8 protein-coding genes are annotated in these 12246 nt (G+C 64.6%); 6 read left to right on the top strand and 2 right to left on the bottom strand.

Going from position 1 to position 12246, the window contains the following annotated elements; genetic code table 11:
- The first annotated feature begins 159 nt into the window (after positions 1–159).
- From P3T18_RS03080 to P3T18_RS03070, 3 genes are all read left to right on the top strand, one after another.
- Complete coding sequence (locus tag P3T18_RS03080) at positions 160–783, top strand: GNAT family N-acetyltransferase (protein ID WP_429298433.1); 624 nt, start codon at positions 160–162, stop codon at positions 781–783.
- Between the two features lie 205 nt (positions 784–988).
- On the top strand, positions 989–3973 hold the full coding sequence (locus tag P3T18_RS03075) for an ATP-binding protein (protein WP_429298432.1): 2985 nt from the start codon (positions 989–991) through the stop codon (positions 3971–3973).
- 82 nt (positions 3974–4055) lie between these two features.
- A complete protein-coding gene (locus tag P3T18_RS03070; RefSeq protein WP_429298431.1) occupies positions 4056–7334 on the top strand; it encodes an autotransporter in 3279 nt (1092 codons plus the stop codon).
- A gap of 81 nt (positions 7335–7415) precedes the next feature.
- Here the strand turns inward: P3T18_RS03070 and P3T18_RS03065 are convergent, their stop codons facing one another.
- A complete protein-coding gene (locus tag P3T18_RS03065; protein WP_429298430.1) occupies positions 7416–8762 on the bottom strand; it encodes an MFS transporter in 1347 nt (448 codons plus the stop codon).
- 68 nt (positions 8763–8830) lie between these two features.
- Positions 8831–9523, bottom strand: a complete 693-nt coding sequence (locus tag P3T18_RS03060; protein WP_429298429.1) for a TetR family transcriptional regulator — start codon at positions 9521–9523, stop codon at positions 8831–8833.
- Positions 9524–9675: 152 nt separating this feature from the next.
- Between P3T18_RS03060 and P3T18_RS03055 the strand changes: the two genes are divergently transcribed.
- From P3T18_RS03055 to P3T18_RS03045, 3 genes are all read left to right on the top strand, one after another.
- Positions 9676–10620, top strand: a complete 945-nt coding sequence (locus tag P3T18_RS03055) for an NAD-dependent epimerase/dehydratase family protein (protein ID WP_429298428.1) — start codon at positions 9676–9678, stop codon at positions 10618–10620.
- Between the two features lie 3 nt (positions 10621–10623).
- Positions 10624–11442: a sugar phosphate isomerase/epimerase family protein gene (locus tag P3T18_RS03050; protein ID WP_429298427.1), complete on the top strand. Its 819-nt coding sequence runs from the start codon at positions 10624–10626 to the stop codon at positions 11440–11442.
- Positions 11443–11527: 85 nt separating this feature from the next.
- Entirely contained in the window at positions 11528–12220 is a 693-nt protein-coding gene (locus P3T18_RS03045) for a hypothetical protein (RefSeq protein ID WP_429298426.1), read from the top strand.
- The last annotated feature ends 26 nt before the right edge of the window (positions 12221–12246 follow it).

Raw genomic sequence — 12246 nt, 5'->3', positions numbered from 1 at the left:
GCACGACGCCCACCGCGCCCACGCGAAATAGTGGCCGCTCAAGCGAAGCAGCCGCTGTGCGCCCTTCGCTCCGCACGACGCAGGTTCGCCGCCGCGCCCATGCGTGTCACGCGACGACGGCACACTGCTCGGGTACCCAGTCCATCCGGAGTTCGACTCATGCGTTTTATTCCGCGCGACAGCATGGAGACGCCCTATCTCCGACTACGCCCTCTCGCCGCCGGCGACGCCCCGGCCCTGTTCGACCAGATGCTCGGCGACGCCGAGACCATGCGCGATCTGCCCATGCCGCGTCACACGGGCGTCGCGCAGACGGCCGAGTTCATCGCCGAGGCATTGAACGGCTGGGAGAGCGGCAGCCTGATCCGCTACGTGCTCGAATGCAGACAGACCGGTCAGCTCACTGCGCTGATCGAATTGAAACCCATGCTGCCGCGCGTGGAAATCGGCGTGATCATCAGCCGCCAGGGTGGCGCACGGCGACGCCGCGCCGGCGTGCTGGCGCTACAGGAATTGATCGACTGGCTGATCGAACAGCCGGGCGTGTATCGGATATTTGCCTGCTGTGCCGTGGATGGCGCCGCGCACAGTTCGATGGAGCGGCTCGGCTTCGAGCAGGAAGCGCTGCTGCGCAATCACGAGCCGCGCCCCAATCGCGGACTCGCCGCCGACAACAGTTACCTGTACGCGCTCACGCGTCCCGCGCCGACGCCGCCCGAACCACCGAGCGAAGGTGTTGCGTGGCTGCGCAACACGATGCAATGGGGCCTCGCCGACGCCTGATCGGCGCGAAACCGGTATCGGCTTGTGTGCAGCGCAAAATGAATAAATGTTCGCACTTCAAGCAATTGTTTATCTATCGGGCGATAATAGAAAACATCTGACAAAACAGGCCTGAAGAGCGTGCCGGTCCGTCCGGTTCGCTCGATGCGCCTTGCGAGTGCGCGGCGACAGTCAGCACGCAACCCCCTAACTTCGCCGGAGGATCATGTCGCTACCAAGGCTCACCGGTCAGGTAATCGCATTCTCGCGATTCTGGCTTGCCCGCGACGTGGGCCTGCTGATATCCGATGGCGCCGTCATCGAACTCGGCGCGCGTCCGTTCGCCATCCTCGCGGCATTGCTCGAAACACCCGGCCGCGTGGTGTCGATCGCCGAATTGCGCGAGGTCGTCTGGCCGGGCAGCACCGTCGACGCGAACACGGTGCAGGCGCAGATATCGGCGATTCGCCGCGCGTTCGACGACGACCGCGATCTGATCGTCACCGTCGCCGGCAGGGGTTATCGTTTTGCGGGCGAAGTGCGTTTGCTCGATACGCCGGATGCCGGCTTCGATCTCACTGCCACCGAAGCGTCACGCCATGACGATGTGCACGCCAACGTGAGCGCGCTCACCTCGTCGTTGCACGTCGTCCCGGCCGTCGCGCCGCCCGCGTCGTCCGGCCTGCTCGCCTTGATGCCGACCAGCGCGAGCGCCGCGCTGCGCGCGCAGATCATCGACCCTTCGCCGTTCATTGGCCGTCATGCGGAACTGTCGGAATTGCTCGCGCTCGTGCCGACGCGCCGCATCGTCACGCTGACAGGCGCATCTGGCGTCGGCAAGACGCGGTTGGCAATCGAAGCCGCAGCCCACCTTGCGCCCCAGTTTCCCGACGGTGACTTTTGCGCGGCGCTTGCCTCGCTCGCGCAACCCGACCGTGTGGCCAACGCAATCGGCGCGGCGATCGGCCTGGAACCGGGCGGCGATATGAGCACCGTCGCCAGTCTGGCCGCGCAGATCGGCGAGCGTCGCATCCTGTTGATCGTCGACCATTGCGATCATCTGAGCGAAGCAGCCGCCGCGCTGATCGACATGCTGGTGTCGAATACGGGCGGCCTGCATGTGATCGTCACCTGCGAGTCGCCACTTTTCATCGGCGGCGAAACGGCCGTGCCGGTGGCCGCGTTGCGCGTCCCGCCCGAAAAGTTCGACGGCACGTCCGCCACGCTCGATTACGACGCACTGCGGCTTCTCTTCACGCGGCTCACGCATTGCGTCAAGACAGCGCCGCTGCACACGCCGCTGCCCGACATCGCCACCAGCGCGCCGCAGACACTCGCCGCAGCCGCGCTGATCTGCCGGCGTGTGGACGGCGTGCCCTTCGCACTGGAACTCGCCGCCGCGACGATTGCCGGCCAGGTCCGCGCGGGCACGCCGGCAGAAGACGCGATCGTGGCCTTCTCGCGCGAACTCGATACGGTGATGACGCATTGCAGTGGCGGACGCCGCATCGTGCTGCCGCGCGCGGCAATCGTCCACGTCATGCTGGATCTCTCGTATGCCGCGCTCGAAGCATCCACGCGCACCATGCTGCGGCGGCTCGGCATATTCGCGACCGCGTTTTCGCACGACTCCGCCTACGAGATGCTCGGCGCGTTCAGCATCGATTACGGAATCGGGCCAGTCGAGCCGCACGCGCTGGAGCGCCAGCTTCAAACCTTGATGGACGCGGGACTCGTCAATACCGTCGAATGCGACGGCGCATTGCGATTACGCCTGCCGCCCGCCGTGCGCCGTTTCGCGCTCGACGCGCTCAAGCGCAATCGCGAGAATACCGAGGCGCATCTGCATCATGCGCAATTCGTCGCGCGCGACATGGCGCGACGTTTCGGCGCCGGAATCGCTGTTGCAACGTCGCACAACCGACACGATATCGACGCATTGCGCGCGGCGCTCGAATGGGCCGTGGCCGTCGACAAAATCGAGTTGTGCACCGACCTACTCGACAATACCGCGCCGATCTGGGTGGCGCTCGCGCTGGTGGACGAGTACATCAGCTGGGTTCGCGCCGTGCTCGAACGCGTAGACAGCGTGTCGATGCGGCGTATTCGCGACGAGATGCGTCTGCGTGCCGTGCTGGCGCGCGCGCTGATGCTCGAACACAGCGCGTCGACTGAAATTGTCGAGAACTGGCAGCGCACCTATGAACTCGCCAATATCTGCGCCGACACGACCTATCGTCTGCGCGCGCTGTTCTGCCTCGTGATGGGAGCGCTCGACGCGGGCGAGATCGAGCAATGCCGGCGGCTCTCCAGCGAGTTCAGCGAAATCGCGCCGATTGCCGATAGCGCAGCCGTCAGCGTCAACGCACGACGCATCGAAGGCATCGTCACGGGATACTCGGGCGACTTCGAAACCGCGATCCAGTTGCTCGCGCCGGTCGTCGGCCTGAACGACGACGCCATCGAGGAGATCGACGACGAGATCAGCCGCGAGGCCAATCTCATGGCGACGGGTTACGGTTTGTCGCTCCACCTGGTCGCGCGGGCGATTCACGCGGTCGCGCTGTGGCTGACCGGCGAGCCTTCGATGGCCGCCTCGCTGCGGCTCACCATTCGCGATTCGGCGAGCGAAAGCGAGCCGCTGGCGTGCTGCATCGCGCTCGCTCTTGCCTGCGCATTGGCCGCGCTCGACGACGACATCGCGCTCACTGAATCCTGCGCCGCTGCGCTCGTCACGCGTGCGCGTTCGGCGGGACTCAAGCGCTGGCTGCGGCTGGGGCTCGACTTCCAGCTCTGGCTCGACGCACGGCGCGGCGACGCGAAGGCCGCACGGCGGCTCATCAACGGCGCGTCGAAACGGATCGCACGGGAGCGCGTCAACGTCCCCGACATCGCGTTCATCTCCACCTTGCTGCCGCGCATCGCCCCGCACGACGAGCGCGAACTCGCGTCGTCGCTCGCCGCTACGCTGAACGACGCCGTGAGCCGCAGCAAGCGCACCGGCGAACTCTGGTATGTGCCGGAGATGCTGCGCCTGGAAGCCATGTTGCGTTTGCGCAGCGGCGACGAGCCGCGTACCGTGCGCGCCCTGCTCGACGACGCGCTGGAGCGGGCGCGCCGCTGCGGCGCGCGGCGTCTCGAACTGCGCATCACACTGGATCTCGAAGCGCTCGACGCCTCCGCCGCCACCGGGCTGGTTCGCGTGCGATGACCTGACTTCGCATGCCGCCTGGGCGTGTCACATGCGCTTCGTACCGTGGGTTCAATCGTCGCCCGATTGGATGCCACGCTCCATGTCCGATATTCACGCAGTCCCGCCGCGGCTCAACACCGTAGCGGACACGGAAACACACGGCCAGCCGCCCGCTCCTGCCACGGATGTCGCGGCGCCGCAGGCTGGCCCGCTGGTCGAACAGACCTTGCTGGGCCGGCTCGGCAACACGCTCTCGCGCACCGGCGCGAGACTGCGCGCGAGCAAGTTCGACGTCAGCACGGCGCTCTCGCAAACCAGCCGGCACGGCAAACCATTTGCCCCCGCCGACTTCACCGCCAACGGCGAGCGTTACCCGTCGAAGCCATCCACGGCTTCGACGGCATCGGGCACGCCGCTAGCGAAAACCGCGCAGCAAAGTCAGCAGGCGCTGTCGAAGACCGCGCGCGCGTCGGACGCGGGCGGCGCGCCCACTGCCGAGACGTCGCACGAACCGGCCGCCGTGCCGCTCGACGCCATGGCCGACCGCGCCGCGCTGTCCAGCTATCTGGGACGGCATCTACCGGCGCCGGATCACGATCTGCTTGCGCACGCCGAGCTGACGCATCGCCTGGGCGGTCTCGGCGGTCCCGAAGCGGCCATGCCGACGAGTCGGGGCGCGCTGATCGCGCAGGCGTTGCACGGCGCCGGCGTACATGACGCGCGCAGCGCCGGCAACGTACTCGACGCGCTGGAGCATCTCGACTTTGCGCAGATGCACACGGCGCGTTCGAGTACACCCGCCGAAGCGGCCGCATGGAAGACCGCGCGCACTCTCTCGCAAACCGATGCGGGCTTCGAAGCGCTGACGCATCTGCGCCAACCGGGTCAGCCTGCGGCCGGCGGCGCTCCTCAGGCACAACTTCCGACGCAACTTCAGGCGCACCGCATGATGCTGCAGGCCGCCGACACGCTCGACGCGCCGCTGCACGGCATGGGTCCTGCGCAAGATCCCGCGCCGGCCGCCGTGGCCGCGCGCGCCGCGCCGCCGGCCGGTACACCTGTGAGCGACACACCGCTCGCATGGCAGGCCTACGACGCCGCGGCCACGCTCGCGACCCAGGGGCGCACTGCGCTGAACGCCGATCAGAAAGGCGCGTATTTCGCGTGGCGACAAAATTTTCGCGAGGACGGCAAAGGCAGCGATCTGTCTCAGGCGCGCGAACGTCTGAACAAGTTTTCTGCAAAAACGATCGACCGTGTCGGCGAAAAACGCTGGAAGACGTTTCTGCCACGCCTCGCCGGCAAACGCAGTTCGCCGCTATCCGCGCTGCGGTTCGGCACACAGGGCGTGCCGCGCAAAACCGTCGACGCCGAACAGAAGAGTCTGTCGGGTGCGCTGCAAGGTGCGCTGACGCCTTTGTCGGAACGTCCCGAGATGCAGGCGTCGGCCGCGCTCGAACATGCGCGTCCGGAACAGTCGATCGCCGAACTGGCCGCGTTGCACGTATGGCTCGAATCCGGCGGGTTCCCGAACGGCAAGGTCGATGCGGACACGTTGCACAGCATCGCCACGCGCGCGCAGCAGATGTGCGCCGACATGCAACCGGGCGACGCCGCTTCGCCTGCCACGCTCGATCATTTGCGCACGCAAACAGCACGCTGGGCCGATACCGATCCGCACACGCTTGCTCGCAGCAAGCCGTTCAAATCGATCGCGAAACAGCCCTTCAACGTGGAACGGCTCGCGTCGTGGGGCAAGGTCGCCAAAGTGCCGGCCGACTCGCCGTTCTGGACGCACGTCTCGGAACTCGGCGACAAGGCGCGGCCGCCGTCGCCCGCCGCTCAGGCCGATAGCGCCGAGGTCGTGCGTCAAACGCTCAAGGACGTCGCGCACGATTTGCAGTCGAGTTCACGGCTGCGTCTGACCGATGGGCGGCGGCTGGGTGTCAGCACGCGCGGCCTGTCGGCGAATCTCTCGAAAGTGCTGCATTCGGGCGCCGTGCCGATCGCGCCACGCCTCGATCTGCGTGCCTCGAAAACACGTGAGGCGGTGGTCGAACTGAGCCGCGGCACGCACGGCGTGGAGATGTTCGTCGGGACGGCTAAAACGCAAGTCAGGCACGCGGGCGTCGGCGTGATGGTGGGTTATGACGTCGATGTCGGCGTGACGCAGATGCGCGCCGGCCTCACCACGCAAGCCGTGCTGCACTCGCAGGAACTCGCCGAGCCGAGCGGCGTTTCGCTGCGGGTCGCGCGTCGCGTCAATGCGAATCAAACCGGTTACGACGACAACGCGATGCGCCAGAAGCTCGAAGGCATCATCGATCATGTGTTCGACGAAACCACGCAGACGCATGGCCCGGATTCCGGTGGCTCGCGCGGTACGTGGAACCGGCTGGCCGAACATTATTTCGACGACCCCGACGTGTCGATCAGCTGGACCGACACGGTATCGCGCACCGTCAAACGCGGTGCGTCCGCGGATGTTGGGGTGTCCGTGAGCGTGGCCAAAACGGGCTCGCCGTTTCGCGCCGGCGCGAATCTCGGCATCGGCTACGAGAAAACCGCGAAGCAGACGCTCGATTCGAACGAACATAGCGGACGCATGCAGGTCGAACAGCATCGGGTTGGCGCGGGCTCGCGTCTGCTCGGCCGCCTGAGCGGCACACTGAGCGGGACGCAGGCGGTCGGCGCGCACAAGTCGAGTGTGGGTGTCGGTCTCGTGTCGCTCGACGCCCCTTCCGCCACCATGACGTTCGCCGACGACAGCCATCTCGCCAAGGTTCAACTGGTGCGCGAAGACGGCGCGTTGATGCATCGCGCGTGTCTGCTCGACACCGAGTATTCGAGCGCGCAAACCTATACGCGCGCGCTCGACGCGAGCCGCGACCAATGGATCGATCTGTTCGCCGAGCAGGTGCTCGCCGAACAGGAAGGCGAGCGACAGCAGGCACGACTGGCCGGCGCACCCGCGCCGCAACAGGAAGATGCACGGGTGCTCGCCGCGCAACGGCTCGACCGTCACCTCGGCGACGTGAAAGCGAATCGCCGCCCGAACCAGACATATTTTCACCGCTATCGACTCAAACGCGGCGCAGCGAAACAGCTGGACATGCTGTCGGTCATGTCGAAACAGTTGCCGCCCGCTGAACGCGCAGCGGGCCGCGCGCAACTCGACGCCAAAGCGGACGAGATTCTCGGCGATCCCGCTTCGTGGATGCCGATCGAGTTGAAAGTGAAGGAGCGCACCACCAGCACGCGCAGCCCCGGCCTGAATTTCGCGCTACAGGTGAACACGCAGACAAGCGCGACCGGCGACCGCGAACTGTTTGCCGAGAGTATTCCGTTTGCGCTCGTCGATCGGCTCGATGAGAGGTGAAGGGGTGGTGGCCGCGAAATAGGCGTCTACGACTGCACCGAGTGGTGCAATCGGCCCCTGTTCCCGCATTCGCTGTTGCGCTTAACGCTCGATTCTTCCGAGCTTATCAAGCGGAACGTTATGGGTTTCCGTCATCAGATAAATCGATACCGCCGACAGCACACACACCAGCGACGCAAACGCAGCCGGCATCACCCATGGCGACGTACCGAATCGGCCGATCAGCGCGGTTTCGATGAGCGGCGCGAATCCCGCCACCGCAAATCCGAATTGCGTGCCGATCGCCATGCCCGAAAGGCGCACCTGCGTGGGAAATCTTTCGGCGTAAGTGGCAGGCCAGACTGCATTGGTGATGCTATAGACGATGCCGCCGAGCAGCACACCTGTCGCGAGAATCAAAGTCTCGTCGCCGTTCGCGATGGACCACAGGAACAACGCGACGCTGACCGCGCACAACAGATTGCCCGCAATAAACACGGGACGTCGTCCGATGCGGTCGGACAGGATGGCCCAGAAGGGAATCGTGACCACGGCAATCAGATTCGCGATGACGGCCGTCCAGAGCAGGATCGACGTACTGACGTGATGTCCGGTAGTGCGCGCGAAAGACAGGGAGAACACAGCGAAGGTCGTTCCGACAGACGCAATCAACGCCGCGAAAAATACCTGCAGGAGTTCTTTACGGTAGTGGGTCAACAGCGTTTTGAGCGGCGAGCGCGGAATCTCGTGATGCGACGCTTCTTTCTGGAAGGCAGGCGTTTCTTCCAGCTTCGCGCGCACGATGAAGCCCACGATCATGACCACGGCGCTGAGCCAGAACGGCACGCGCCATCCCCACGAAAGCAACTGGTCTTCGGACAACAACGCGGCGAGCGGCAACACCACGGCCGGTGCCAGCACCTGACCACCCTGCGTGCCGCTCAACGTCCAGCTCGTGTAATAGCCGCGACGATTCGCTGGCGCATGTTCGAACGACATGGAATTCGCGCCGGCTTGTTCGCCCGCCGCGGAAATGCCCTGCAAAATACGCAGCACGACGAGCAATACGGGCGCGAGCAATCCCGCGTGCTGATAGCTCGGCAAGCAGCCCACCAGAAAGGTGGAGAGCCCCATCAACAGCAGCGTGCCGACCATCACCACCTTGCGGCCGAAGCGGTCGCCGTAGTGGCCCATCAGGAATGAACCGAGCGGACGCGCGGCATACGCGACGCCGAACGTCGCCATGGAGGCGAGTGTTGCGGCCGCGATATCGCCGGGCGGAAAGAAGATGCGCGGAAAAACCAGCGCCGCCACCGTCCCGTAGATGAAGAAGTCGTAGTACTCCAGCGCGCTGCCGATCCAACCCGCAATGGCGGCTTTCCTTGCGTGGCGTTTGCCTGCATCCGGCGCGTGCGTTGCCGCGGCGCGTCGCACGGTCTCTGTGCTCATGTCTGTCTCCGTATCGTTATTTATGTCTAGCCTGTACACGGCTTTGCGCTCGTCAGGCCGCGCCTATTTCAAAGCGCCAGAAGCTTCATCACTGCCTCGACGGCAATCGTCTTCTGCCGTGCACGCGTTTTCTTCGACGCGAAATCCACGTCGAACAAGGTGCCGAAAGTCTGCCGGTTGGAAACGCGGTAGATGCAGAGCGCGCTGATCAAATAGTGCAATTCCACCGGCGTCACGTCGCCGCGAAACGTTCCCGCTTCCACGCCGCGTTCGAGGATATTTTTGAGCGTATCGAGAACCGGCCGATTGGTCGCCTTGATGGTCGGCGAACGCTTGAGGAAATCGGCGTTGTGAATGTTCTCTATGCTGATGATCCGGCTGAACACGAGATTCCGTTCGTGGAATTCAAATGTGTTCTCGATGTAGGCACGCAACAGGTCTTCTGCCGGCGTATCCAGGTCGATACGCGTGGCTTCTTCGGCATCGCGAATCAGCGAGTACACATGCTCCAGCACTGCTGTGTATAGCCCTTCCTTGTTGGTGAAGTAGTAATAGATCATGCCCTTCGACGTGCGCATCCGCTCGGCAATGGCGTCGACGCGAGCGCCGGTGTATCCATGCGAGGCGAACTCGTCCACCGCAATCTGCAGGATCTCGGCACGCGTGCGCTCGGCTGCGAGGTCGCGCTGATTGGCGCGCTTGTCTCGCGGAACGCGTGGCGTCTCCGACGCTTCAGTAGTCACATCCTTGATCGTTTTCACTCGATATCGTCTTCAAGAAATTCTGCATCGTTCTGGTAATCCCTGGGCTGTGCCCGACCAGGTTTTCGCTAATATACCTCAAACTTTTCATTGACCAAATAGTCAGTTAGTGAAAAAAGACGTCAGTCACGACGAATCGGGAAGAACGACAAATGCGAATATGTGTCACCGGCGGAAACGGTTTTATCGGCGCCTGGCTGGTCGGGCGGTTGCTTGCCGAAGGGCAGGACGTGCGTGTGCTGGACCTGAGTCAGCCGGGTCCGCTCATGCGTCTCGTGGCGGGCGAAGCACTTGGCCGGATCGAATGGCTGGAAGGCGATATTAGCGACCAGGCAACGGTTGAGCGCGCGCTGGAAGGTTGCGACGCCGTGGCGCATTTCGCCGGCGTGCTGACGCCGTTCTGCCAGCGCGACCCGGTACGCGGCGCGATGATCAACGTGATCGGCACGCTCAATGTGTTCGAGAGCGCGCGCCGCCATGGTGTGACGCGCGTGGTTTATACGAGCTCTGCCGGCGTGTTCGGACCGGATCACACCGACTATCCCGAACCCGCTACGCACTACGGAGCATTCAAGCTCGCCAACGAAGCCTGCGCGCGCAGTTACTGGGTGAATCGCGAGCCCGATTCGAAGCTTGCCAGCGTCGGCTTCCGCCCTTTCGTGGTGTACGGTCCCGGCCGCGACGTGGGCGCAAGCGCAGGCGTCAGTCTCGCGTGCCGCGCTGCGGCCTTCGGCGAACGCTATACCGTGCCCTTCACCGGACGCACCGGCATGGTCCACGTCGACGATGTAGTCGACGCCTACTGGGCCGCGCTCACCCGCGAACTCGACGGCGCCCACGTGTTCAATCTCGCGGGCGAAGTGCACAGCACCGACGCCCTGATCGAAGAAATCCGCCGCCAGGTGCCGAACGCACAACTCGACGCGGCAGGCGCGCCGTTGCAGATCGCCGCGGACATGCCCGCCGATGATCTTCATCAGGTATTGCCGGGTCTTCAACAAACCTCGTTGCGTGACGGTGTCGCGCGAACGCTCGCATTTTTCGCCCGACAGGCCGCACACGACCCGCACGCCGCGCCGTCACTTCAAGGCATCTGAACCATGAGCCATCTGCTTTCACTCGCCCATCTCACGCTAATCGAACTCACACCGCCGGAAGTGATCGAGGTGGCGAGCGCCGCCGGTTTCCGCTCCGTGAATCTGCGGCTTGCGCCTGTCGCGCCCGGAGAAGCACAGCACCCCATGATCGGCGGCACGCCGATGATGAAGGAAACGCTGAGTCGCATGGACGCGCTCGGCATCGCGGTGCACGACGTGGAAATCATCCGTCTTTTGCCGGACACGGATATCGGACAATTCGAGTCCTTGCTCGCGGCAGCCGCCGAACTCGGCGCGCGGCACATGCTAGTAGCGGGCGACAGCACTGATGAAGACGCGATAGCCGAGCGCTACGCACGACTCTGCGAACTCGGCGACCGTTATCGCGTCAACATGGGCCTCGAGTTCATGCCATGGACGGGTATCAAAAACATGGCGTCGGCCCGCCGCGTCATCGCGCGTGCGGGACGTGGCTCGGTTATCGTCGATTCCATGCACGTCGACCGTTCCGGCGGCAGCGCCGCCGATATCGCCGCACTGCCGCCTGCCGAATTCGCCTACTTCCAGCTCTGCGATGCACCGCGCGAGCGCCCCACCAGCGACGCCGAACTGATCTACCAGGCTCGCCAGGCACGCTTGCCTCCAGGCGCGGGCGGCATCGATCTGCGCGGTATGTTGCGCGCGATTCCCGCCGACGCCGTCATTTCTATCGAAGTACCCATGCACGGCCTGCCCGGTCTTTTGCCGCCGGTGGAGCGGGGCCGCGCATTGCGCGAAGTAACCGAAGAGATGCTTGCCGACCTCGCCGTCGCGCAACCCTGAACGGCAGAACGAGACTCCGAGCACCGCGCGCAGCACGCCTCACGCGTTCGCCCGCACCAGAAAACATAGATTGAACAGGACCATCATGGCACTTCGAGGCACCGCTTTTATCACCATCTGGCACGACCTGGCCGACGGCTACGAGCAGCAGTTCGAACGCTGGCACACTGAAGAACATATGCCGGAACGTCTCGGCGTTCCCGGTTTTCTGCGTGGCCGCCGCTACATGAACTGGAAGCAGTCGCCTCACGTGTGCTTCACCTTGTACGAACTCGCGCATCTGGAGACGTTCCGCTCGCCTGGCTATCTCGCGCGGCTGAATGCGCCGACCGAGTGGTCGAATCAGGTGCAACCGGGTATGACCCACTTCCTGCGCGGCGTGTGCGAATCGCAGATTTCGACCGGCATCGGCACGGCGGGCGCACTCGCCACGTTCCGCATCCGTCGCGCGACGCCGCACGCGGCTGCATCCAACGGCCGGCTCGACCCCGCGTTCGAGTTGCAGGCGGTGGCCGTCGGTGTGCGCTCGATGGGTGGCGTCGTGGCCGCTCATCTCGGCGCGCACCGCCTCGCCTGGGCTAACGCGACGACTGGCGAAACCGAAATTCGACCGACGCCGTCAGAAGAAGCGTTCGAATACGTATTGCTCGTCGAAGCCATCGACCTGGCGACGCTCGAACGCGAGCGCAGCGCCATCGAACAACGTCTGCGCGATGCTGGCGCGAGTCATGTCGAATCGGGCTGCTATCAGCTCGGTTACGAGCTCTCGGCACCGTAAGGCCGCCAACCATCCGTCGATCGCGA

Source organism: Paraburkholderia sp. GAS199, assembly GCF_050436585.1.
In the GTDB taxonomy this organism is placed as follows: domain Bacteria; phylum Pseudomonadota; class Gammaproteobacteria; order Burkholderiales; family Burkholderiaceae; genus Paraburkholderia.
This window is presented reverse-complemented; position numbering and strand designations above follow the sequence as displayed.

Excerpts from the sequence above, each read along its gene's own strand:
- P3T18_RS03050 (WP_429298427.1), top strand. The coding sequence starts at position 10,624 with ATGAGCCATCTGCTTTCACTCGCCCATCTCACGCTAATCGAACTCACA.
- P3T18_RS03080 (WP_429298433.1), top strand. The coding sequence starts at position 160 with ATGCGTTTTATTCCGCGCGACAGCATGGAGACGCCCTATCTCCGACTA.
- P3T18_RS03055 (WP_429298428.1), top strand. The coding sequence starts at position 9,676 with ATGCGAATATGTGTCACCGGCGGAAACGGTTTTATCGGCGCCTGGCTG.
- P3T18_RS03070 (WP_429298431.1), top strand. The coding sequence starts at position 4,056 with ATGTCCGATATTCACGCAGTCCCGCCGCGGCTCAACACCGTAGCGGAC.
- P3T18_RS03075 (WP_429298432.1), top strand. The coding sequence starts at position 989 with ATGTCGCTACCAAGGCTCACCGGTCAGGTAATCGCATTCTCGCGATTC.
- P3T18_RS03065 (WP_429298430.1), bottom strand. The coding sequence starts at position 8,762 with ATGAGCACAGAGACCGTGCGACGCGCCGCGGCAACGCACGCGCCGGAT.
- P3T18_RS03045 (WP_429298426.1), top strand. The coding sequence starts at position 11,528 with ATGGCACTTCGAGGCACCGCTTTTATCACCATCTGGCACGACCTGGCC.